Source organism: Streptomyces sp. NPDC001927 (assembly GCF_053594455.1).
On sequence record NZ_JBSFEN010000002.1, the window covers coordinates 391,478 to 411,967 of the forward strand.

Annotated in this window: 21 protein-coding genes; 9 read left to right on the forward strand and 12 right to left on the reverse strand. The window is 73.1% G+C overall.

The window, feature by feature from the left end; all coding sequences use genetic code 11:
• Nucleotides 1-2: 2 nt before the first annotated feature.
• Nucleotides 3-890, forward strand: a complete 888-nt coding sequence (locus ACWCO8_RS06375; protein ID WP_362003019.1) for a LysR family transcriptional regulator — start codon at nucleotides 3-5, stop codon at nucleotides 888-890.
• 33 nt (nucleotides 891-923) lie between these two features.
• On the opposite strand, the gene ACWCO8_RS06380 is transcribed toward ACWCO8_RS06375, so the two are convergent.
• From ACWCO8_RS06380 to ACWCO8_RS06390, 3 genes are all read right to left on the reverse strand, one after another.
• The gene (locus ACWCO8_RS06380) at nucleotides 924-3,134 is read right to left on the reverse strand and encodes a putative bifunctional diguanylate cyclase/phosphodiesterase (protein ID WP_451031205.1); all 2,211 of its coding nucleotides are present in this window, start codon (nucleotides 3,132-3,134) and stop codon (nucleotides 924-926) included.
• Nucleotides 3,131-3,943 carry an SAM-dependent methyltransferase gene (locus tag ACWCO8_RS06385; RefSeq protein ID WP_451031206.1) on the reverse strand — a complete coding sequence of 271 codons (813 nt, stop codon included), beginning with the start codon at nucleotides 3,941-3,943 and terminating at the stop codon, nucleotides 3,131-3,133. Before ACWCO8_RS06385 ends, ACWCO8_RS06380 begins: the two co-directional genes overlap by 4 nt.
• Nucleotides 3,944-4,222: 279 nt before the next feature.
• On the reverse strand, nucleotides 4,223-5,200 hold the full coding sequence (locus ACWCO8_RS06390; RefSeq protein ID WP_451031207.1) for an SCO0930 family lipoprotein: 978 nt from the start codon (nucleotides 5,198-5,200) through the stop codon (nucleotides 4,223-4,225).
• Nucleotides 5,201-5,408: 208 nt separating this feature from the next.
• Between ACWCO8_RS06390 and ACWCO8_RS06395 the strand changes: the two genes are divergently transcribed.
• The 3 genes from ACWCO8_RS06395 to ACWCO8_RS06405 all read left to right on the forward strand — a co-directional run bounded on the left by ACWCO8_RS06395 (nucleotide 5,409) and on the right by ACWCO8_RS06405 (nucleotide 7,471).
• Complete coding sequence (locus ACWCO8_RS06395) at nucleotides 5,409-5,942, forward strand: hypothetical protein (protein WP_451031208.1); 534 nt, start codon at nucleotides 5,409-5,411, stop codon at nucleotides 5,940-5,942.
• Nucleotides 5,943-5,962: 20 nt separating this feature from the next.
• Nucleotides 5,963-6,727, forward strand: coding sequence for a bestrophin-like domain (locus ACWCO8_RS06400; protein ID WP_451031209.1), 765 nt, complete (start codon nucleotides 5,963-5,965; stop codon nucleotides 6,725-6,727).
• 183 nt (nucleotides 6,728-6,910) lie between these two features.
• Nucleotides 6,911-7,471 carry a hypothetical protein gene (locus ACWCO8_RS06405; protein ID WP_451031210.1) on the forward strand — a complete coding sequence of 187 codons (561 nt, stop codon included), beginning with the start codon at nucleotides 6,911-6,913 and terminating at the stop codon, nucleotides 7,469-7,471.
• 138 nt (nucleotides 7,472-7,609) lie between these two features.
• Here the strand turns inward: ACWCO8_RS06405 and ACWCO8_RS06410 are convergent, their stop codons facing one another.
• Entirely contained in the window at nucleotides 7,610-8,137 is a 528-nt protein-coding gene (locus tag ACWCO8_RS06410; RefSeq protein WP_451031211.1) for a hypothetical protein, read from the reverse strand.
• Between the two features lie 367 nt (nucleotides 8,138-8,504).
• On the opposite strand from ACWCO8_RS06410, the gene ACWCO8_RS06415 reads away from it, so the two are divergent.
• Complete coding sequence (locus ACWCO8_RS06415) at nucleotides 8,505-9,155, forward strand: class F sortase (RefSeq protein ID WP_451031212.1); 651 nt, start codon at nucleotides 8,505-8,507, stop codon at nucleotides 9,153-9,155.
• A gap of 69 nt (nucleotides 9,156-9,224) precedes the next feature.
• On the opposite strand, the gene ACWCO8_RS06420 is transcribed toward ACWCO8_RS06415, so the two are convergent.
• The gene (locus tag ACWCO8_RS06420; RefSeq protein WP_451031213.1) at nucleotides 9,225-10,091 is read right to left on the reverse strand and encodes a polysaccharide deacetylase family protein; all 867 of its coding nucleotides are present in this window, start codon (nucleotides 10,089-10,091) and stop codon (nucleotides 9,225-9,227) included.
• Between the two features lie 105 nt (nucleotides 10,092-10,196).
• On the opposite strand from ACWCO8_RS06420, the gene ACWCO8_RS06425 reads away from it, so the two are divergent.
• Nucleotides 10,197-10,643 carry a universal stress protein gene (locus ACWCO8_RS06425; RefSeq protein WP_362003001.1) on the forward strand — a complete coding sequence of 149 codons (447 nt, stop codon included), beginning with the start codon at nucleotides 10,197-10,199 and terminating at the stop codon, nucleotides 10,641-10,643.
• A 24-nt stretch (nucleotides 10,644-10,667) separates the two neighbouring features.
• Here the strand turns inward: ACWCO8_RS06425 and ACWCO8_RS06430 are convergent, their stop codons facing one another.
• Nucleotides 10,668-11,864: a CapA family protein gene (locus tag ACWCO8_RS06430; protein WP_451031214.1), complete on the reverse strand. Its 1,197-nt coding sequence runs from the start codon at nucleotides 11,862-11,864 to the stop codon at nucleotides 10,668-10,670.
• A 261-nt stretch (nucleotides 11,865-12,125) separates the two neighbouring features.
• On the opposite strand from ACWCO8_RS06430, the gene ACWCO8_RS06435 reads away from it, so the two are divergent.
• The 3 genes from ACWCO8_RS06435 to ACWCO8_RS06445 all read left to right on the forward strand — a co-directional run bounded on the left by ACWCO8_RS06435 (nucleotide 12,126) and on the right by ACWCO8_RS06445 (nucleotide 13,827).
• Nucleotides 12,126-12,701: a sigma-70 family RNA polymerase sigma factor gene (locus tag ACWCO8_RS06435; RefSeq protein WP_451031215.1), complete on the forward strand. Its 576-nt coding sequence runs from the start codon at nucleotides 12,126-12,128 to the stop codon at nucleotides 12,699-12,701.
• A 4-nt stretch (nucleotides 12,702-12,705) separates the two neighbouring features.
• Nucleotides 12,706-13,125, forward strand: a complete 420-nt coding sequence (locus ACWCO8_RS06440; protein WP_362002995.1) for a PaaI family thioesterase — start codon at nucleotides 12,706-12,708, stop codon at nucleotides 13,123-13,125.
• Between the two features lie 207 nt (nucleotides 13,126-13,332).
• Nucleotides 13,333-13,827, forward strand: a complete 495-nt coding sequence (locus tag ACWCO8_RS06445; RefSeq protein WP_451031216.1) for a hypothetical protein — start codon at nucleotides 13,333-13,335, stop codon at nucleotides 13,825-13,827.
• Between the two features lie 5 nt (nucleotides 13,828-13,832).
• Here the strand turns inward: ACWCO8_RS06445 and ACWCO8_RS06450 are convergent, their stop codons facing one another.
• The 6 genes from ACWCO8_RS06450 to ACWCO8_RS06475 all read right to left on the reverse strand — a co-directional run bounded on the left by ACWCO8_RS06450 (nucleotide 13,833) and on the right by ACWCO8_RS06475 (nucleotide 20,421).
• The gene (locus tag ACWCO8_RS06450) at nucleotides 13,833-15,041 is read right to left on the reverse strand and encodes a sensor histidine kinase (RefSeq protein ID WP_451031217.1); all 1,209 of its coding nucleotides are present in this window, start codon (nucleotides 15,039-15,041) and stop codon (nucleotides 13,833-13,835) included.
• Nucleotides 15,038-16,804 (reverse strand): sodium/solute symporter, encoded by a 1,767-nt coding sequence (locus ACWCO8_RS06455; protein WP_451031218.1) that lies wholly within the window; start codon nucleotides 16,802-16,804, stop codon nucleotides 15,038-15,040. The genes ACWCO8_RS06450 and ACWCO8_RS06455 overlap by 4 nt, the downstream gene beginning before the upstream one ends.
• Before the next feature lie 15 nt (nucleotides 16,805-16,819).
• A complete protein-coding gene (locus ACWCO8_RS06460; protein WP_451031219.1) occupies nucleotides 16,820-17,224 on the reverse strand; it encodes a hypothetical protein in 405 nt (134 codons plus the stop codon).
• Between the two features lie 83 nt (nucleotides 17,225-17,307).
• Entirely contained in the window at nucleotides 17,308-18,060 is a 753-nt protein-coding gene (locus ACWCO8_RS06465; RefSeq protein WP_451031220.1) for a LytR/AlgR family response regulator transcription factor, read from the reverse strand.
• 80 nt (nucleotides 18,061-18,140) lie between these two features.
• On the reverse strand, nucleotides 18,141-19,013 hold the full coding sequence (locus ACWCO8_RS06470) for an Fpg/Nei family DNA glycosylase (protein ID WP_451031221.1): 873 nt from the start codon (nucleotides 19,011-19,013) through the stop codon (nucleotides 18,141-18,143).
• A 37-nt stretch (nucleotides 19,014-19,050) separates the two neighbouring features.
• On the reverse strand, nucleotides 19,051-20,421 hold the full coding sequence (locus ACWCO8_RS06475; RefSeq protein WP_451031222.1) for a wax ester/triacylglycerol synthase family O-acyltransferase: 1,371 nt from the start codon (nucleotides 20,419-20,421) through the stop codon (nucleotides 19,051-19,053).
• Nucleotides 20,422-20,490 lie beyond the last annotated feature (69 nt).

Below are 20,490 nucleotides of genomic sequence, written 5' to 3' on the forward strand. Positions count from 1 at the left end.
CTATGCAGTTCCAGCAGCTTCTGTACTTCGTGGCCGTGGCGGAGACCCGGCACTTCACGCGCGCGGCCGAGCGGGTGCACGTCTCCCAGCCCTCGCTGTCGCAGCAGATCAGGGCCCTTGAGCAGGAGCTGGGGGCGGAGCTGTTCAGCCGGGCGCGGGGGAACATCGCGCTGACCGACGCGGGCGAGGCGCTGCTGCCGCTGGCGCGGCGGATCCTCGCGGACACGGACACGGCGCGGCACGAGGTGCAGGAGCTGGTGCAGCTGAAGCGGGGGCGGGTGCGGCTCGGCGCGACGCCGAGCCTGTGCACCGGTCTGCTGCCGGACGTGCTGCGCGCCTTCCACGATCTGCATCCCGGGATCCAGCTCCTGATCGAGGAGGGCGGCTCGCACGATCTCGTACGGGAGCTGGCGCGCGGCGCGCTCGATCTGGCGCTCGTGGTGCTGCCGCTGCCGACGCCGTCGCCCGCGCTGACGACGGTGGAGCTGCTGCGGGAGGACCTGGTGGTGGTGTCGAGCGCGGCGGCGCCGGCGCCCGCGCGGCCGGTACGGATCGCGGACCTCCGCGACCAGCCGATGGTGATGTTCCGGCACGGCTACGACCTGCGGGAGCTGACGGTGGCGGCGTGCCGGGCGGAGGGCTTCGAGCCGTCGTTCACGGTGGAGGGGGGCGAGATGGACGCGGTGCTGGGCTTCGTACGGGCGGGTCTCGGTGTCGCGGTGGTCCCGGCGATGGTGGCCGCCCGCGCGGGCCGCGACCTCCGCGTCACGTCCCTGGCCCGCCCCGGCCTCCGCCGCACGATCGCCCTGGCCCACCGCAGCGACGTGGCGCCCCCGCGCGCGGCCCGAGAGCTCCAGCGCGTCCTCCTGGCGTCCCGCCCGGGCTCCTGACGGGTGGGGGCACGCACCCCCACCCCCGGCCTGCTACACCGCGTCCGCCAGGACCAAGGAGTGGATGCGGTCCGGGGCGCCCGGGCGAGCGTAGTACCAGCCTTGGGCCGTGTCGCAGCCCAGGTCGCGGAGTTGCTGCGCCTGCGCGCCCGTCTCCACGCCCTCCACCGTCACCGCGAGCTCCAGGCTGTGCGCCAGGGAGACGATGCCCTCCACGATCTTCAGGTCGACCGGGTCCGCCGGGTGCTGCTGCATTCCCTGCGTGAAGGAGCGGTCCAGCTTCAGGACGCTCACCGGGAGGCGGCGGAGGTTCGCCAGGTTCGAGTACCCCGTGCCGAAGTCGTCGAGCGCGATGTCCACGCCCATCTCCGCGAGCTGCCGCAGCGGCTTCAGCAGATCGTCGTCCGCGCCGATCAGCGCCGACTCGGTGACCTCCAGACAGAGCGCGCCCGGTTCGAGCCCCGACCGCTCCAGAACGTCGACCGTGTCGGCGACCAGGCGCGGGTGGTGCAACTGCGTCGGCGAGAGGTTGACGTTGATCCGCAGCGGGCCCCCGTCGGAGTGCCGCGCCTGCCAGAACCGGGCCTGCCGGACGGCCTCCTGGAGGACCCAGCGCCCGAGCGGCACGATCAGGCCGGTGTTCTCGGCGAGCGGGATGAACCGGTCGGGGCCGAGCACGCCGTGCTGCGGGTGGCACCACCGGACGAGCGCCTCCGCGCCGTGCACGCTGCCGTCGCCGAGGTGCACCAGCGGCTGGTACTCGATGAAGAACTCGCCGCGCTCGAGCGCCGCCGGCAGCGCGGTGGTCAGCCCGTGCCGGGTGATCGCGCGGGCGTCGGCCTCCGCGTCGGCGAACTCGAAGCGGTTGCCGCCGGCCGACTTGGCCCGGTACATGGTGATGTCCGCGCTGCGCAGCACCTCCGCCGGGGTCCGCTCCCCCGCCGGGCCCTCGACGACCCCGATGGAGCCGCGGACGGTCAGTTCGCGGCCGTCGATCCGGACGGGCGTGGCGAGCGTGGCGAGGATGCGGTTCGACAGCTCGACGACCTCCCGCTCGGTGTGCGGGCCGGTGGTCAGCGCGACGAACTCGTCGCCGCCGAGCCGGGCCACCATCTCCCCCGGCGCCGTGGCGCAGCTCTGCAGCCGGTCCGCGACCTCGACGAGCAGCCGGTCACCGGTCGAGTGGCCGAGGCTGTCGTTGATGGCCTTGAAGCCGTCCAGGTCGAGGTAGCAGAGGCCGAAGCGGCCGCCGTCGGCCGGGGCGAGCGCCTTCTCCAGGCGCTCGAAGAACAGGGTCCGGTTGGGCAGCCCGGTGAGCGCGTCATGGGTCGCCTCGTACCGCAGCCGCAGGTTGAGCAGCCGCCGTTCGGTGGTGTCCTCCATCAGCGCCAGCTGGTACTGCGGGACGCCCTCCGCGTCGCGCAGCAGCGAGACGGTGAGGTTGGTCCACAGGACCGTGCCGTCTCCCCGGTAGTACGGCTTCTCCACGCGGTAGTGGTCGCGTTCGCCGCGCACCAGCTCGCCGTAGAGCTTCCAGACGTGCGGGCCGTCCTCGGGGTGCGACCACTCGCTGACGTTCCGGCTGCGCACGTGCTGTTCGAGGCCGCCGAACATGCGGGTCAGGGTCTCGTTGACCTCCAGGATGTTGCCTTCGAGGTCGGCTATCCCGATCCCGATCGCGGCGCCGTCGAAGACCGCCCGGAAGCGGCTCTCCGTGGTGTGCAGGGCGACTTCGGCGGCGCTGCGGGCGTTCAGCGCGGACCGTGCGATGGCCTCCTGCTCCAACCGGGTCCGCTCGCGCAGCGCCTGGGCGAATCCGGCGGCCATCGCGTGCTGGAGCCGTGAGCAGCGGGCCCGCAGCTCCTCCGTGGCCGTGACGGTCGGAGCACCGGCGGGGGCGGCCGTGCCCGTGGCGGCGGTGGCCTCCTCCTCACCGCAGTACAGCACCAGGTACGCGTCGATGACCCCGAGCGTGCGGCTGAGTGCGTCGGGGTCGGTGCAGTGGACGCCGACGAGCGCGGCTCCGGCGCGGTGCGCGGGTGCCGTGTCGAAGGACCTGTCGTGGAGCGCGGCGCGCAGTTCGCGGGCGAGCGGCAGCAGATGCTGCTCGAACTCGGCGCGGGTCATCGAGGTGGCCGTGACCGGGAAGATGGCCCGGCTCCATATCGTCACGAACCGCCTGAGTCTGTCCTCGAGGCCGTCCGGCTCCGCGCCGGAACCGGACGGCTGCGACGGCACCTTCACGCTTTGCGCCCCACCCCTGCGAAGCCCGAGAAGGCGAAGGGATCCTCGTCCTCGACCGGGCTCTCGGGCCGCCAGTCGGGCATGGACACCAGGCCGGGCTCGATCAGTTCGCAGCCTTCGAAGAAGCGGCTGATCTCGCCGTGCGAGCGCATCACGAGCGGGTTGCGGATGCTCTTGTAGACCCCGACGGTGCCGGCGGCCTCGTCCTGCGAGAGCGGAATGCCCTCGTACGAGGCGTGGGTCAGCACGAGCAGACTGCCGGGCGCGAGGGCTTCGAGGAGTTCGGTGACGGCCGCGCCCGGTTCGTCCTCGTCCTCCAGGAAGTGCAGGACGGCCACCAGCAGCAGCGCCACCGGCCGCTCCAGGTCGAGGAGTTCGCGGACCTCGGGGCTGTTCAGGATCTCCCGCGGCTTGCGCAGGTCGGCGGCGACGACGGCGGCGCGGTCGTTGCCCTCCAGGACCGCGCGGCTGTGCGCGACGGCGACCGGGTCGTGGTCGACGTACACCACGCGCGCCTCGGGGGACGCCGCCTGCGCGACCTCGTGGACGTTGCCGAACGTCGGTATGCCGGAGCCTATGTCGAGGAACTGGGTGATGCCGTTGTCGACGGCGAAACGCACGGCGCGACGCATGAAGGCCCGATTCGCCTGCATGATCTTGGGGAGCCCCGGCATGAACTCCATGGCCTTGCGGGCCGCTTCCCGGTCCACCTCGAAATTGTGCGAGCCGCCCAGATAGAAGTCGTACATACGGGACACACTCGGTACCGAAATATCGATACCCGGCGGGGCCCAGGCGGGACGCTCCATCAATGTCTCCAACAAGTCGCCACGGGGGATACGGCCATGTGTTCGCGGCCGGTGTTCGAGCCGAGGCTACTGATCGCCCGCCGAGAGAGCGAGTGGAAACGGAAATTCGCGGTCCGTTCTTGGTCACACGCCATTGGCACGTGCGCGTGGAACTCCGCGAGGAACGCAGAGTTCACGCCGTCAGCGCGTGCACTTTCACGTGCATATGGACGTGCGCCGGTCCGCCGTCACCCGTGGGGTGACGGCGGACCGGCCGGCCGAAAGCGCTGCGCGGGGGAGTTACTTGGGCGCTCCGACCAGCTTTCCCTCGGGGGACACGGCGTACCAGGTGCCGCCCACACCTTGGCCGTTGGTGTCTCCGGGCGCCTCGTCGCCGGCGAAGGTGTAGAGGGGCCAGCAGTCGATCGTCTGCTGCTTGATGCCGTCGGGGCGGTTGAAGGTGACGAAGCCCTTCTTCGTGATCCCCTCGATGTCGTTCTTGTCGACAGGGGCGACAACCGGCCACTTCTCCAGGCAAGCCCCCGTGCAGGCTGTCTTCATGGGCCAGGCGGAATCCTTCTTGAAACGGTAGACCGTCATTCCGCTCGAATCGACCACGATGTCACCGAGCTTGGGGTCCTTGCGCACCGAGAGGCCCGCCGCGTCGGCCGGCTGCGCCTCCTCGGCGCCCTCCTCCGCACCCTCCTCGGCGGCAGGTGCGGCCTTCTTCCCGTCGGGGGCGGAGGCGAACCAGGTGCCGCCCACACCCTGCCCGTTGAGGTCGCCGGGCTTGGTGTCCTTGGCGTACCGGTACATCGGCCAGCCGCCGATGGTCAGTTGCGTGCTGCCGTCGGAGCGGGCGACCTCGCCGAGCAGCGAAGGGTCCACCCCGGCCGGGGGCTTGGCGCCCTCGGCGCCGACCACGGGCCACACCGCGGCGCATTCGCCCTCGCAGGTCGCCTTCGGTGGGGAAGCGGAGTCCTTGTCGAAGCGGTAGAGCGTGAAGCCCTCGCTGTCGGTGACCACCTTGCCGAGCTGCTTGGTCGTCGACACCGCCAGCTGCCCGGCCGGTTCGGCCCCGCTCCCGTCGGCGGCACCGGAACCGGAACCGTAGCCCCCGGAGGCGTAGCCGCTGTCGGCGGGCGCTCCGGCCGGGTTCGCGGCTCCCGCCGGCTGACCGCCGAGCGTCTGGTCGCCCTTCTCCTGACCGCACGCCGTCGTCAGCGCGAGTACGGCCGCCGCCGTCAGTGCGAGCGCCGCGTTCCGCCAGGTCTTCATCTCAACTCCCGTTGTTTCCTTGCCAGTTGATGCGGCCGTCGCGGCCGCTTCCCGGCATGGAGTACGGACCGCGCGGGCGTCGCACTCAACGGGTGTCGAAGAATCTTTCGGAGATCGTCAAACCGGTGCGCCCGCAGATCCCCACCTTCCGGGGAATCCGGGCCGATTCGGAGCGTGCGGCGCCAGGACTGTGATCATGCTCTTCGGCGTGTCTCTGTACGGATCTCTCCTCGCGCGGGCCCTGGCGACCGGCGCGCTGCTGTGGCTGCTCGCCGCACCGGCGCCCGCGACCGCCGACGCCTGCGCCTACGCCACGACCGGGCCCGGTGGCTCGAACACCTCGGTCGCGGTCATCGGGCCGGGCGCGTGCTCGCCCACACCGACCCCGCCCCGGCCGCCGCGGCCGACGCCCACGCCGCCCCCCGCGCCGCCGAAGACCGCCCCGCCGCCTCCTCCCGTACGGGCGGACCCACCACCCCCGCCCCGGCCCGCCCCGCCGCGGCCGGAACCGGCACCGACCCCGCCGGCGAAGCCCGTGCCGGCGCCCGAGGCGCCCAGGCCCACTCCCCCGCCGCCGTCGCTGCGCCAACGCCCGCCGGCCGCCACCCCCGTCGCCCTGCCCGCGTACCGCCGCACCGCCCGACCGCAGCCCGAGGGCGGCACCTCGCCCGTGACGATGATGCTGCTCGTCACCGCCCCGGCCGTGCTCGCGACCGCGATCCTGCGTCCCCGTTCCCGCTGAGTCCCGCCGAAGGAATCACCATGTCCGAATGGCTCGTCCTGACCATCGCGATGGCCGCCGCCTGCGCGGTCGTCCTCACCATCGTCGTCATCAACAACCGCCGGGTCCCGGACGACGACGACCCCAGCGAGACGCCCGACGTCATGGAGTACATGACGATGATGATCGGCGTGATCTACGCGATCGTGCTGGGCCTCGCGATCGCCGGCGTCTGGGAGGCACGCGGCGCGGCCCAGGAGACGGTGCGCCAGGAGGCCCAGGCGCTGCACGAGATCTCGGCGCGCGTCGAGGTGTACCCGGCGGACGTACGGACCCGGATCCGCGCCGATGTCGACGCGTACGTCGCCTACGTGGTCGACGAGGAGTGGCCCCACATGTCCGAGCACGGCGAGCTCAGCGACGAGGGCACCCGGCTCCTGGAGCAGGTGCGCCGGTCCGTGACGGACTACCAGCCGGCCACCGACCACGAGGGCCAGGCGTACCAGCCGCTCGTGGACCAGGTGGCGGTGGTGGACGACGCGCGGGGCTCCCGCGGCGAGGGGGCGGGGGCGACCATGCCGGGGGTGGTGTGGTTCGGCCTGATCATCGGGGCCCTTGTGACGGTCGGGCTGATCTTCACCCTGCAGATCCGGCGCACCGGCAGGGAGCTGCTGCTCGCGGGGCTTTTCAGCGCGCTGATCGCCTTCCTGCTCTTCCTGATCTGGGACTTCGACGCGCCGTTCGGGCGGGGGATCTCGGCGACGGCGGGCCCGTTCACCGCTCTTTTTCCGCACCTGACCCAGTAGCGTCCGCCCAGCGGCGGCCGGGCGACACGCGTGTGGACCATGCGGGGGACATGAATGCCCCATTCGCCCGTCTGGGATCGCGGCTGTGGTAGTGCGCTCCTAGCGTCTCGGGTATCGAGGTGCACGCCCTGTCCTTGTGCGGAAACCGCTTCCGCTGCTGCTCCTCGGGGACCGGAGGACTCCATGCGCGCGATACGTGCCGCATCCACTGCCCTGCTGGGGGCGGCCACCCTCGCCCTGGCCGCCCCCATCGCCGTCGCGGCGGACGGTGCGCCCGCACCGATGCCGCAGGCGGCCCAGGCGAAGGCACCGGGCGATTTCGTCGTGACGCCCTCGCTGGTGGCGCCGGGCGGGCGGGTGACGTTCACCGCCCCGGGCTGCGCCAGTACGGCGACGGCCTCGGGGGGCGTCTTCGACACGGTGACGATCGCCCCCGGCTCCTCGGCCACCGCCCTGGTGGACCTGGACGCCCAGCGGGGTGCCGTCTACACGGTCACGTTCCGCTGCACCGGCGGGATCACCGACACCGTCAACCTGACCATCAGCGGCACCACCACGAGCCCGACGAGCCGCTCCACCGTCCTGACCACCCCGCGCGGCGTGCAGGGCGGCCTCGGCGGCTCCGTCGAGGGCGTCTCCACGGGAACGCTGGCGGCCGGTGCCGGTCTGGTGGTCGCCGCGGTGGCGGGCACCGTCCTCACCGTACGCCGCAGGTCGCAGTCGTCCAGCGGCCGTCGCCACTGACGGCGGGGCCGTGCGAAGGCCCTGGGTCCCCCGTCCGCGAAACGCGCACCGGGACCGCCGTACACGCCCGTCGCCCCCGAATCCTGAACCAGGATTCGGGGGCGACGGGCGTTGCGGCCGACCGGGAGGTTCGGCCGGTCAGACCTTGGCGCCTGCCATGCGGCGCCGGCGGACGATGAAGAGACCGCCGCCGAGCGCGGCCGCGGCGACGAGCGAGCCGCCGACGGCCATCTCCGTGGAGCTGGGAGCGAGCGAGCCACCGATGCCGCCCTGGGCGCCCTGACCGGACAGCACCCGGAACGACTGGGTGAGCGTGCGGTTGCCGCACTGGACGGCCAGGTTGTACTGACCGGGCGTGACGTTGTTGTGGATGCGGACCGTGGCGGTGGAAGCGCCATTGGTGTTGCCGGAGAGGGTGGTCGTCGGGAAGGCGTTGGACGTCACCGTGCCACCGGCGCAGTTCCGGACGGAGATGGTGAGGAGTCCCCCCTGGTGGACGGCGGCGGGGGAGACCATGACTCCGTTGTTGCCGTCGCCGCCTCGCGGGGCCTCGAAGGCGTCGACGGAGACGTTGACGGGCTCGGTGGTGGCAGCGGCGAGGGGGGCGGCGAGCCCGACCGCCGCGAACGCGGTGGCGGTCACCGCCAGAGTGCGTGCAGCACGCATGGTTGAACCTCCAGTGGAAGACGCCCCAAAGCGGTGCTCCGGGAAGTTCGACGAGTACGCCTTCCACGACGAACATTCACAAGTAGTGGCAATCCCCGCATTTCGGCACTGGTCCACCCTGGTGAGGCGACACGCCGCGGAATCGGCCGCGAATCTGACGGAGCCGCAGGTCACAGACTGTCAGGGGGATTATCTGACGAATACTCGGATGGGTCATCGTCCTCGTCACCCTCCCGCACGCCTGGTATCACGAAATCCCGGAACCCGCCGGTGCGGGCGGCCCTCGCCCGCCACCCGTTCGCCCTGCTCCGATCGCCGGTCCGCCGGTCCGCCCTTACCGTTCTGACGACGCCACGAAGGGAGAACCATGAGCCCCAAGGACTTCAGCGTCCTTGTGCCGAGGAGACGCCAGCCATGGGGCGTGCTCGCTCTCGTCATGCTGTCCGGCCTCGCGATGATGCGCAACGGAGTCGAGACGGACCTTCCGCCGCAGCCGACCGCCGCCGCGCGACCGCAGCCGAACGCGTCGCCGCCCACCGCGCCCGACGGACTCGAACCCCTGCCGTACGCTCCCGCCTCGCGCGTGACCATCCCGGCCATCCGGGTCGCGGCGCCCCTCATGGACGTCGGCCTCGACCAGGACGGCTGGATCGCGGCGCCGCCTCCGGAGGACCCGAACCTGGCGGGCTGGTACCAGAACGGCATCGCGCCCGGGCAGCGCGGCACCGCCGTCCTCGTGGGCCATGTCGACAACTCCGCGGGCCCCGCGGTCTTCTACGGCCTCGGGTCACTGGAGAGGGGCCAGCACGTCGAGGTGGAACGGTACGACGGCCAGGTGGCCGTCTTCGAGATCTACGGCGTCGAGGTGTACGCCAAGAACAACTTCCCCGGAGTAGAGGTCTACTCCGACACCGGGGCTCCCGAACTGCGCGTCATCACCTGCGGCGGCGGCTACTCGCGGGCCACTGGCTACGAAGGCAATGTGGTGGTCTACGCCCGGATGGTCGGCTCGCGCTGAGCCGCCGTACCACCCCATGTGGAAGGCCCCCGGAGGAGTCCGGGGGCCTTCCGCGTGCGCGGGGTCCGCTCAGCGTCGCGGCACGGTGATGCTGTAGCCGGCGTCGAGGAGTTCGGGCAGGTAGCGCTTCAGCGCCGTGACGCTCTGGGAGCGGTTTCCGCCCGCGTCGTGCGAGAGCACGACCACTCCGGGCGCCGCCCCGTCCAGGACCCGGCGGACGATGCTGTCGGTGCCCGGTTCCTGCCAGTCGAGGGTGTCGACGGTCCAGGCGAGCGGCTCCATGCCCAGTTCGGCGCCGATCTCGAAGGAGTGCCGGTTCCAGGCCCCGAAGGGGGCGCGGTACCAGAGCGGGGCGGTGCCGACGACGGACTCCACGAGCTCGCTGGTGGAGCCGAGTTCGTCGCGGATGCGGGAGGGCCGCAGCTTGGGGATGAGGGGATGCGACCAGGAGTGGTTGCCGATCACGTGCCCGTCCTCGGCCATCTCCCGTACCAGGTCCTGGTTGTCCTCCACCATCTCGCCGCAGACGAAGAACATCGCCCGGCAGTCGTACCGCCGCAGGGTGGCGAGGATCTCGGGGGTGTAGCGGGGGTCGGGGCCGTCGTCGAAGGTCAGCACCATCGAGTGGCCGACGCCGGACATCTGGAGGAACGGCCGCTGCCGGACGGGCGGGACCGCCCGGCGGACGGCCGGGGGCGCGTACGCCGTCATCGGCTGGAGCCGGTACGCGGAGGGCTTCAGGCGGGCGCTCGCGGGTGCGCCCGGGGCGGGGCCGCCGCCGGGTGCTCCGGGGGCGGGCCCGCCGGCGGCCTCCGGGGCGGTGGCGGGCGGGGCGCCCGGTGGGGCGCCGAAGCGGTCGGCGGTGAGGACTCCGACCGTGGCGGTGGCCCCCAGGGCGGCGGCGAAACGCAGGACCGTCCGGCGCCCGGTAGGCATCTGATCCTTTTTCATGACTAATAGCTCGCATGGCCGAAGCTCCGCACCCCTCATCCACACCGGCCGGGCATCCGAATGCACCCGATGAGCCGATAGCCTCGAAGGGTGACGGCATTCGAACGCGGTACGGACGGCCCCAAGGTGATCGTCGCCGGAGTCGACGGTTCCGACTCCTCCCTGCGGGCCGCGTCGTACGCGGCAGGTCTCGCACGGCGGCAGAACGCCCTGCTCGCCCTCGTCTACGTCCAGCCGGTGATGGCCGCGGGCGCGGCGCTCGGGGCGCCCGTCGCCGTGACGACAGACGAGATCGCCGAGGGCCTGGTGGCGGAGATCCGCGAGGCGGCGGAGAAGGTGCGGGACATCTGGCAGGTGCGCTGGGAGTTCCACACCTTCCGGGGCGACGCGTACGCGGGGCTCGTGTCGGCGGCGGACGAGCTCAAGGCGGACGCCGTCGTGGTGGGCGCGTCGGAGTCGGCGGGCCACCGCTTCGTCGGCTCGGTCGCGGTCCGGCTGGTCAAGGCGGGCCGCTGGCCGGTCACGGTCGTTCCGTGACCGGCTCCGGCATCTCGGTGCGCACTACTCCCCCATCACCAGGCCGTCCTTCGCCGCGCCCCGGCCGAGGACGACGTCGCGGATGGTGTCGCGTACGGCGGTGAGGTGTTCGCCCTTCCTGATGGCCGCGTTGAGGTCGACGACCCGGCCGCGGCCCGTGTCGTACCACTGTGGGAGGAACTCCGCCTTGGCGACCTCCCAGCGCGCGCCGGGGGTCCTGGGCGGGGTGAAGGTGAAGCGCCCCAGGCTGGACTGGTTGCCCCGGGGGTCGTGGGCGCCGGCGTGGTTGATCATGTCGCCGGCGATCTGGTCGCCCATGCCGTAGATCACCCAGGTGCCGTTGACCTTCTCGTAGGCCTGCGGCACGTGCGCGTGGGTGCCGAGGATCAGGTCGATGTCCGGCCTGCCGTCGGTCTGCGATGCAGTGAGGGAGCGGGCGAGCGTCAGCTGGCGGTCGTCGGGGGCGGTCTGCCACTCCGTACCCCAGTGAATGCTGACCACGACGACGTCCGCGCCGGCCCGGCGGGCCGCCCGGGCGTCGGCGACGATCTTCCCCTCGTCGATCAGGTTGACGGCCCAGGGCTTCCCCTCGGGCAGCGGGTAGCCGTTCGTGTCGTAGGTGTACGCGAGCTGGGCGACGGTCGCGTCGCCCGCCTTGAGCAGGGTGGGGCGGGCGGCCTCCTCGGCCGTGCGGGCCGAGCCGGCGTGCTGGACGCCCGCCTTGTCGAGGGCGTCGAGGGTCCGGACGAGGCCGGCCGGGCCGTCGTCCAGGGTGTGGTTGGAGGCGGTGGAGCAGGAGTCGTACCCGGTCTCCTTGAGCGCGGGGGCGATCTCCGGCGGGGACTTGAAGGCGGGGTAGCCGGTGTAGGGCCCGCCCTCGGCTCCGTACACGGTCTCCATGTGGCAGAGGGCCAGATCGGCGCCGGAGACGACGCTCTTCACCCCGGAGAGCATCGGGCGGAAGTCGTATCCCTGGCCGTTCGCGTCGGCGGCGGCCTTCTGGATGACCGAGTCGTGCGGCAGGACGTCACCGGTGGCGACGAGCGTGAAACCGGTCCGCGCGGAGGCGCCCCCGGGGGCGGCCGACGGGGCAGACGGACTGCCCGGGTCCTGGCGTGAGGGTGGGGTGTCGGGTCCCCCGGTGCCGCCCGAGCACCCGGTCGCCGCCGTGAGCAGGACGGCCGCGAAGGCCACCGCCCCCTGTCTCGTCCGCTGGGCCATCTGCCGACTCCGCCTCATTCATAGGACAATCATCTGACCTGATGAATTGACAGGGGATGAATGCCCTAGTCAAGAGTCAAAGCCGCATCAGCCCCTAAACCCCGCTGAATCGGATGAAGGGCCTCCGCCCGACCGCTCATCGCACCATTCGCCGCTCGGTGCGACCGCTCGTCGCAGACCCTCGTTCGTTCCCTGTCCCTTGTCGCCCGAATGCGTTCGTATACGCCCCGGGACGACGAGCCGGCAGGAGAGGTGTGGACCATGACGACGGCGACCGCGACGAGAACGGCGACCACGGACGAGCGGCACCTCGCGAAGCTGCAGCGGGACCACGGCCCGGCGCTCCTCGGCTTCCTGCTCGGCCTGACCTACGGCGACCGGCAGCGCGCGGAGGACCTGGCCCAGGAGACGCTCGTACGGGCCTGGCTCCACCCGGAGGCCTTCGACGGGCCGTTCGAGTCGATGCGCCCCTGGCTCTTCACCGTGGCCCGGCGCCTCGCGATCGACGCCCGCCGCTCACGGCTCGCCCGGCCGGTCGAGACGGGCGACGGGATGCTCGCCTCCACCCCCGACCCGGCGGACGCGACCGAGTCGGCGGTCGCCGCCCTCGACGTCCGCGCCGCGGTCCGCGGCCTGAGCCCGGAGCACCGCGCGGTCCTGGTCCGGCTCTACTTCCACGGCCTGACCGTCAACGAGGCCGCGGCCGACCTCGGCATACCCGCCGGGACGGTCAAGTCCCGCTCGCACTACGCGCTCCGCCAGCTCGGCCACCGGCTGCCCGGCTACCGGCCGCGCCGACGCGCCGTTGCCCGCCCGCACGCCGCGGCCGCACAATGACCCGGTGACGCCGACGCTGACTCCCGCCGCCGCGGACAAGGTACTCGCCGACAACTTCGCCCCCTGGGTGCTCGATCTGGGGCTCTCGGTGGTCTCGGTCGACGGTCAGGAGGCGGTGCTCCGCCTCCCCTGGTCGGACCGGCTGGCCCGCGAGGGCGGCGGTCTCTCCGGCCAGGCCCTGATGGCCGCCGCCGACACGGCGACGGTGATCGCGGTCGCGGCGGCCCGCGGCGGCTTCGTCCCGATGACGACGGTGCAGCAGTCCATCAGCTTCCAGCGGCCGGTGCTCGGTACGGACGTCCTGGTGCGGGCGCGGCTGACCAAGGCGGGCAAGCGGATGGCCTTCGCCGACATCACCATGACGGCCGAGGGCACGGAGGAGACGGCCGCGCACGCGACCGCGGTGTACGCGCTCCTCGGCTGAGCCACCACGGACACGGCTCCCTCCCCTCGCACCGATCGCCCCGGCAGCCCCCGGCTCCCCCTTGGTGCGCACGGGCACCGATCCGGCGGAAGAACGTATCCGAAACCACACCGGCGAGTTGAGTAAAGAGCGACCCGCGCGCGTCTTCCTCGGTGGAGGCTCGTGGTCGGGATCGCCGACCGACATGTCCGGGAGAAGGTGGGAGCGTTGCTGCCCGAGAGTTCCAACGGCACCAGCGGGGGCGGACTCGCCGTCCCGATGGCCTGGCTGTGTGCCGAGTTCATAGCCGACGATCTACTGCGCGCGGGCTGCCTGGTCGAGCCGGGCACCCTGGAGTACCGGGCCGGCCGACAGACACTCGCGCTCACCATCCACCTCTGCGAGGGCACGGACTCCCACGGCGGGGCCCGGACCGCGGGCCGGCTCGACGAGTGGCTCTCCCGGACCTCGTACGACCACCCCTGGCCCGAGTGGGTACGGGAGCGGCTCGCCGAGCGGACCCGCGCGGGCGAGGACGGGCCCGATCTCGCCATGGCCAGGGAGACCTGGCGACTCCTGGAGGCGACCAGCGTCCGGGCGGCCGACCTGGGCGGCCTGCCGCCCGCGGGCTTCGGCTTCCCGGTGGACGAGTGCGACCAAGTGTGGGTCCCCGCATGGCAGTTGGGGCTCCCACTGGGCCATCTGGCCCTGCATCTCTACTGAGGAGGTCAAGGGGCCGTCGGGTGCACTCCCGGGCGGTACTTGGGGATCCGTACCGTCACCTTCATGCCCGCGCCGACCCCGGTCTCGATGACCAGACCGTGCTCGGGGCCGTACACCTGCCGCAGCCGCTCGTCGACGTTGGACAGGCCGATGCCCGAGCCGGAGGGCCGCTCCCCCAGCAGGATCGCGCGCAGCACTGCCGGGTCCATGCCCACACCCTCGTCCTCGATCACGACGACGGCCTCCGAGCCCGCGTCGCGGGCGGCGATGGTGACCCGGCAGTCGTGCACGCTGTCCTCCAGGCCGTGCTTGACCGCGTTCTCCACCAGCGGCTGGAGGCAGAGGAAGGGCAGAGTCACCGGCAGCACCTCCGGCGCGATCTGGAGCGTCACCTTGAGGCGCTCGCCGAAGCGGGCCCCGGCGAGCGCCAAGTACTGCTCGATGGCCCGCAGTTCGTCGGCGAGCTGGGCGAACTCGCCGTGCCGGCGGAAGGAGTAGCGGGTGAAGTCGGCGAACTCCAGGAGCAGTTCCCTGGCCCGTTCGGGGTCGGTGCGGACGAACGAGGCGATGGCGGCCAGGGAGTTGAAGATGAAGTGCGGGGAGATCTGGGCGCGCAGGGCCCGGATCTCGGCCTCCACGATCCGGGTCCGCGAGCGGTCGAGCTCGGCCAGTTCGAGCTGGACGGAGACCCAACGGGCGACCTCGGTCGCGGCCCGGACGAGCACGGCCGACTCCCGCGAACCGTAGGCGACGAGTGCGCCGAGCACTCCGTCCTCGCCGGTCAGCGGGGCGATCACCACCCAGCGCAGCGGGCAGGCGACATCGGCGCAGTCGGTGTGCGCGGAGAGGCTGCGGCCGGAGTCGAGGAGGGGCGTGACGCGTTCCATGACCTGCGCGCGGTGGTGGCTCTCGCCCGGCCCGTCCCAGGCGAGGACGGCGGACCGGTCGGTCAGACAGAGCGCCTCCGTGCCAAGCAGCGGGCGCAGCCGTCGCACCGCCTTGCGCGCGGTGTCCTCGGTGAGCCCCGCGCGCAGCGGCGGGGCCGCGAGCGAGGCCGTGTGCAGGGTGTGGAAGGTGGCGCGCTCGACGGGTGTGCCGAGGTCGAGGTCGGCCGCCTTGTCCCCGCGCCGCGTGGCGAGCCGCCCGAGGGCGAAGCCGAGCGTGAGGAGCACGGCCCCGGCGGCGGCGATCGCGGCGAGTTCGATCCCGGTCATCCCTCTCCCCCTCGCACCTCGACGCGGCCGCCCGGCTCGCCGCGCACCGGTCCCGGACGGCCCGTGAACTCCTCCGGCAGGTGGAGCCGGGCGAGCAGCGCCGGGGTGCCCGCCGGGATGTGCCGGGGCGTGGCGAGGGAGACCAGGATCATCGTGAGGAAGCCCAGCGGCACCGACCAGACCGCGGGCCAGGCCATCAGGGTGTGCGGCCACCCCTCGTCCGGCAGTCCCGCGCGGGTCGCCATCACGGCCGTCAGCGCGGAGCCGCCGCCGAGCAGCAGCCCGGCCATCGCCCCCGGCGGGGTGAGCCGGCGCCACCAGATGCCGAGGACGAGCAGCGGGCAGAAGGAGGAGGCGGAGACCGCGAACGCGAGGCCGACGGCGTCGGCGACCGGGACCTTCGAGGCGAAGACCCCGGCGGTCAAGGGTACGGCCGTGGCCAGCAGGGTCGCGAGCCGGAAGTGCCGAACGCCCCGGGAGGGCAGCACGTCCTGGGTGAGAACCCCGGCGACGGCCATCGTGAGCCCGGAGGCGGTGGACAGGAAGGCGGCGAAGGCCCCGCCGGCCAGGAGCGCGCCCAGCAGATCGCCGAGCACCCCGCCGAGCATCCGCTCGGGCAGGACGAGCACGGCGGCGTCGGCCGCGCCGGTGAGCGCGAGCTCGGGGGCGTAGATCCGGCCGAGCGCCCCGTACACCGGCGGCAGCAGATAGAAGGCGCCGACGAGCCCGAGGACGACCAGCGTGGTGCGGCGCGCGGCCCGGCCGTGCGGGCTGGTGTAGAAGCGGACGGCCACGTGGGGCAGGCCCATGGTGCCGAGGAACGTGGCGAGGATCAGACCGTACGTGGCGTAGAGCTGATGCCCGTCGCGCCCGCCGGCCAGCGGCTGGGACCAGCCGAGGGGGTCGGCGCCGTCGGAGGCCCTGGTGGGGACCGGCGCGCCCTCGGGGAAGGCGAGCGCGGTGCCGCCCTCGACGCGGTGCGGGCCCTCGTCCAGGGTGACGGTCCTCCCCTCGTACGGCAGGGAGTCGACGCGGCCGGTGACGGTGAGCGTGAGCGGCGCGTCGAGCTCGATCCGTACGGTGTCGGCGACCTTGACGACCGTGTGCTCGCGGAAGACGGCCGGGGCGTCGAAGCGGACGCGGGGCGCGTCGTCGCCGAACCAGGCGGCGGTCAGGAAGAGCGCGGGCACGAGCAGGGCGGTGAGCTTCAGCCAGTACTGGAAGGCCTGGACGAAGGTGATGCTGCGCATGCCGCCGGCCGCGACGATGCCGGTGACGACGACGGCGACGAGGAGGCCGCCGACCCAGTCGGGCGCCCCGGTGAGGATCTCCAGGGTCAGCCCGGCGCCCTGGAGTTGCGGGAGCAGGTAGAGCCAGCCGACGCCGACGACGAAGAGGCTGGCGAGCCGGCGGACGGTCGCGGACTCGAGCCGGGCCTCGGCGAAGTCGGAGAGGGTGTACGCCCCCGAGCGGCGCAGCGGGGCGGCGACGAGGACGAGCAGGACGAGATAGCCCGCGGTGTAGCCGACGGGGTACCAGAGCATGTCCGGGCCCTGGACGAGGACGAGGCCCGCGATGCCGAGGAAGGACGCGGCGGAGAGGTACTCGCCGCTGATCGCGGCGGCGTTGAGGCCGGGCCGCACGGTGCGGGAGGCCACGTAGAAGTCGGAGGTCGTCCGGGATATCCGCAGGCCGAGCGCGCCGATGAGCACGGTCGTCAGGACGACGACGGTGACCGCGGTCACCGCGTAGGTGTGGTTCACGTCCGGCCCCCGCGCTCAGCGGCCCTCGACGAGGCGGGTGAAGTCGCGTTCGTTGCGCTCGGCGCGGCGGACGTACCAGTGGGCGACGACCCAGATGACCGGGTACACGCCGACGCCGAGCGCGATCCAGACGGCGGCCTCGGGGGCGGGCAGCGCGAGGAGCAGCGGCAGCGGGCCGACGCACAGGGCGAGCGCGCCGAGCGCGGTGAGGGCGGCCCGCAGCTGGCTCCGCATCAGGGAGCGGACGTAGGTGTGGCCGAGGGTGGTCTGCTCGCTGATCTCGGAACGGGCCGGCGGCGGATGGCCGGGGAAGCGCCGCGCGGGCACCCCGCCTGCGCGGAGCGCGGAGGCGCGCGTGACGGTCTCACGCCGGGGCTTGCGCGGCGTGGGGTCCTCGGACGTCGGTGTCCGCTCCGGCATCGGGCGACCTCGCAGGGGCTGGGAAGTGTCCGGAGTCTACGCAGCGGTGTTCACGCACGGTAGAGCCTCGGGGCACGTACCGGTCAGCCGCCCGCGCGGCGCATCAGCAGGTCTCTCAGCTGGCGGGCGTGGCGGCGGCTGACGGCCAGCTCGGTGGTGCCCAGGCGGACGGAGGTGGCCCCGCCGTCGAGCCGGAGTTCGTCGACGCGGGCGAGGGCGACGAGGTGGCTGCGGTGGATGCGGACGAAGCCGCGGGCGGCCCAGCGCTCCTCCAGGGTGGAGAGCGGGATACGAACGAGGTGGCTGCCCTCGTCGGTGTGCAGGCGCGCGTAGTCGCCCTGGGCCTCGACGTAGGCGATGTCGTCGACGGCCACGAAGCGGGTGACCCCGCCGAGTTCGACCGGTATGTGCTCGGGAGCCGCGGGCGAGGTGGGTGCCGCGGAGGCGTGCACCAGCTCGCGGACCCGGCGGACGGCCTCGGCGAGCCGTTCGCGGCGCACCGGCTTCAGGACGTAGTCCACGGCCTTGAGGTCGAAGGCCTGCACGGCGAAGCCCTCGTGCGCCGTGACGAAGACGATCAGCGGCGGCCGGGCGAAGCCCGCGAGCAGCCGGGCGAGGTCGAGCCCGGTGAGCCCGGCCATGTGGATGTCGAGGAAGACGACGTCGATGGCCTCGTCCCCGTCGGGCCCCGCCTCCAGGGCGCGGCCGATCCTGCGCAGGGCCTCGGTGGCGTCGGTGGCACCCTCGGCGCTGCGGATCCGGGGATCGGCACGGAGGAGGTAGAGCAGTTCCCCGAGGGCGGGTGCCTCGTCGTCGACGGCCAGTACGCGCAGCATGCGGCGGATTCTAGGGGGTGTCTCGTCGATCAGCCCGGCATGATCGGCGAGACACCCCCTAGGGGAGTGCTCCGAGGGGGCTACTTCAGGAACTTGGACGTACGGCGGTCTGCGAGCGGCTTGCCGCCGGTCTGGCAGGTGGGGCAGTACTGGAGGGAGGAGTCGTGGAACGACACCTCCCGGACGGTGTCCCCGCAGACCGGGCAGGGTTCGCCGGTGCGGCCGTGGACGCGCAGGCCGCTCTTCTTCTCGGCCTTGAGCTTGCCCGCCGCCAGGCCGTGGGAGCGCTCGACCGCCTCGCGCAGGGTGGTGCGCATGGCCTCGTAGAGGAGGGCGGTCTCGGCCTCGGTCAGGTTCTGGGTCGGCTTGAACGGGGATGTCTTCGCCGCGTGGAGGATCTCGTCGCTGTACGCGTTGCCGATGCCGGCGATCAGGCTCTGGTCGCGCAGGGCGCCCTTGATCTGCCGCCGCTCTCCGGCGAGCAGGGCGGTGAAGGCGGCCAGGTCGAAGTCCTCGGCGAGCGGGTCGGGGCCGAGGCGGGCGACGCCGGGCACCTCCTGCGGGTCGCGGACCAGGTGGACGGCGAGGCGCTTGGTGGTGCCGGCCTCGGTGAGGTCGAAGCCGTCGCCACCGGTGAGCGCGGTCCGCAGGGCGAGCGGCCCCTTGCCGGGGCGCGGCGGCCCCGAGGGCAGCGGGTCCTTCCACTGGAGCCAGCCCGCGCGGGCCAGATGGACCAGGAGGTGCAGCCGGCCCGACGGTCCTTCGGTCTCCAGGTCGAGGAACTTGCCGTGCCGGGCGACACCGGTGACGGTGGCGCCCTCGACGGCGCTCAGGGGCGGGTCGTACGTCTTGAGCACGCTGATCGCGACGGGCAGCGCGCGGGCGATCTCCTTGCCCACGAGATGCTCGTCCAGGAACGCGCGGAGCGCTTCCACCTCGGGCAGTTCGGGCATGGCACCACCCTGCCTCAGCCGTCGTCGGGGCGCGCGCTCAACCGGCCGCCCCGTCGAGCAGGTCGAGTTCGTCGGCGAGGGCGGCGGCCAGCGCGTCGAGGTCGGGGACGGCCTTGCCGTCGGCGACCAGGCCGATGTGGACCCGGCCGCCGTACGGGGACATGGCGACGGCGAGCGCCTGGCCGCGGGCGAGCGGGGCCATCGGGAAGAGCGTGCGCAGCGGCGCCCCGCCGAGGGAGAGGGCCGAGCGGGGCAGCGGCACGTTGGTGACCAGGACGTCGAAGAGGAGCCGGGCGGCGCCCCCGGCCAGCGGGGCACCGAAGCGGTGCGCGAGCGGCGGCAGTTGGTCGGCGAGGACGGCGACGGCTCCGGCGCCCCGCATCGGCCCGTCGGCCTTGTTGCGGTCCATGTCCCGGCGGACGGCGGCGAGCCGGGCGGCGGGGTCGGGCTCACCGACGGGGAGGGCGAGGAGGTACGCGGAGAGGCTGTTGCCGGTCCCGGCCGGGGCGCCGGGGCGCCTGCGCGAGACAGGTACCAGAGCGCGCGGGTCGACGCCGGGGAGGGGCTCGCCGCGCCCGTCGAGCCAGCGCCGCAGGGCCCCGGCGACGACGGCGAGCAGCACGTCGTTGGCGGTGCCGCCCGAGTCGCGGCGGACCCGCTGGACGCGGTCGAGGTCGAGCACGGCCGTGGCGACCCGGCGGGTCCCGCTGGAGTCGGCGGCGAGGGCGGCCGTCGCGGGCCCCTCGATCCGGCCGGCCCGGGCGACGGAGGCGCCGACCACGGAGGCCCCGACCTCGACGGCCCGGCCGAGGTCGCCGATCCGCTCGCGGGCGGCGCCCATGATCCGGCCGGGGCCGGGGAGCCAGGAGCGCGGCGGTACGGAGCGGGACCTGCGGACGCCCGCCGCGCGGCCCGCCCGGCGGGTGAGGGCGGCGATCTCGTCGAAGATCCCGGCGCCGATCGCGACGGCCCGCATGCCGTCGGCGAGGGCGTGGTGGAGCTTCACGAGGACGGCGAACGAGCCGTCCGGCGCGCCGGTGAGCAGGTACATCTCCCAGGGCGGCAGCCCTCGTTCGACCGGCCGCTCCATGAGTTCCCCGGCCAGGCGGGCGGTCTCGGCGCCGAAGTCGACGCCGGGCAGCACGATCTCCCGCACGTGCCGGCGTACGTCGAACTGCTTGTCCGTGCTCCAGGCGGCGCCGCCGACGGGCAGCAGGACGTCGCGGACCCGCATCCGCAGCCGGGGAATGGCGGCGGCGCGGCTGCCGAGGAGCTCCAGGACGGCGGACGGGTCGCCGTCGGCGGGGAGCGGGCCGAAGTGGGCGAGGGCGCCCAGGTGCATGGGGTGGTCGGTGGACTCGAGGTGCCAGAAGGCCAGGTCGAGAGGTGCCAGTAGCTCGCTGCTCAAAAGGTCCCCATCAACGGGTGTGGCGCGGGAATCGGGTGGCCGGAAACCGCAGTCAATCGCGTACGGTCG

What these genes read in the sequence shown, in the direction of transcription:
- ACWCO8_RS06410 (WP_451031211.1), bottom strand. Translation starts at nt 8,137, where the DNA reads ATGCGTGCTGCACGCACTCTGGCGGTGACCGCCACCGCGTTCGCGGCG.
- ACWCO8_RS06430 (WP_451031214.1), bottom strand. Translation starts at nt 11,864, where the DNA reads ATGGCCCAGCGGACGAGACAGGGGGCGGTGGCCTTCGCGGCCGTCCTG.
- ACWCO8_RS06385 (WP_451031206.1), bottom strand. Translation starts at nt 3,943, where the DNA reads ATGGAGCGTCCCGCCTGGGCCCCGCCGGGTATCGATATTTCGGTACCG.
- ACWCO8_RS06400 (WP_451031209.1), top strand. Translation starts at nt 5,963, where the DNA reads ATGTCCGAATGGCTCGTCCTGACCATCGCGATGGCCGCCGCCTGCGCG.
- ACWCO8_RS06390 (WP_451031207.1), bottom strand. Translation starts at nt 5,200, where the DNA reads ATGAAGACCTGGCGGAACGCGGCGCTCGCACTGACGGCGGCGGCCGTA.
- ACWCO8_RS06470 (WP_451031221.1), bottom strand. Translation starts at nt 19,013, where the DNA reads ATGCCCGAACTGCCCGAGGTGGAAGCGCTCCGCGCGTTCCTGGACGAG.
- ACWCO8_RS06405 (WP_451031210.1), top strand. Translation starts at nt 6,911, where the DNA reads ATGCGCGCGATACGTGCCGCATCCACTGCCCTGCTGGGGGCGGCCACC.
- ACWCO8_RS06450 (WP_451031217.1), bottom strand. Translation starts at nt 15,041, where the DNA reads ATGACCGGGATCGAACTCGCCGCGATCGCCGCCGCCGGGGCCGTGCTC.
- ACWCO8_RS06460 (WP_451031219.1), bottom strand. Translation starts at nt 17,224, where the DNA reads ATGCCGGAGCGGACACCGACGTCCGAGGACCCCACGCCGCGCAAGCCC.
- ACWCO8_RS06465 (WP_451031220.1), bottom strand. Translation starts at nt 18,060, where the DNA reads ATGCTGCGCGTACTGGCCGTCGACGACGAGGCACCCGCCCTCGGGGAA.
- ACWCO8_RS06415 (WP_451031212.1), top strand. Translation starts at nt 8,505, where the DNA reads ATGAGCCCCAAGGACTTCAGCGTCCTTGTGCCGAGGAGACGCCAGCCA.
- ACWCO8_RS06435 (WP_451031215.1), top strand. Translation starts at nt 12,126, where the DNA reads ATGACGACGGCGACCGCGACGAGAACGGCGACCACGGACGAGCGGCAC.
- ACWCO8_RS06420 (WP_451031213.1), bottom strand. Translation starts at nt 10,091, where the DNA reads ATGCCTACCGGGCGCCGGACGGTCCTGCGTTTCGCCGCCGCCCTGGGG.
- ACWCO8_RS06375 (WP_362003019.1), top strand. Translation starts at nt 3, where the DNA reads ATGCAGTTCCAGCAGCTTCTGTACTTCGTGGCCGTGGCGGAGACCCGG.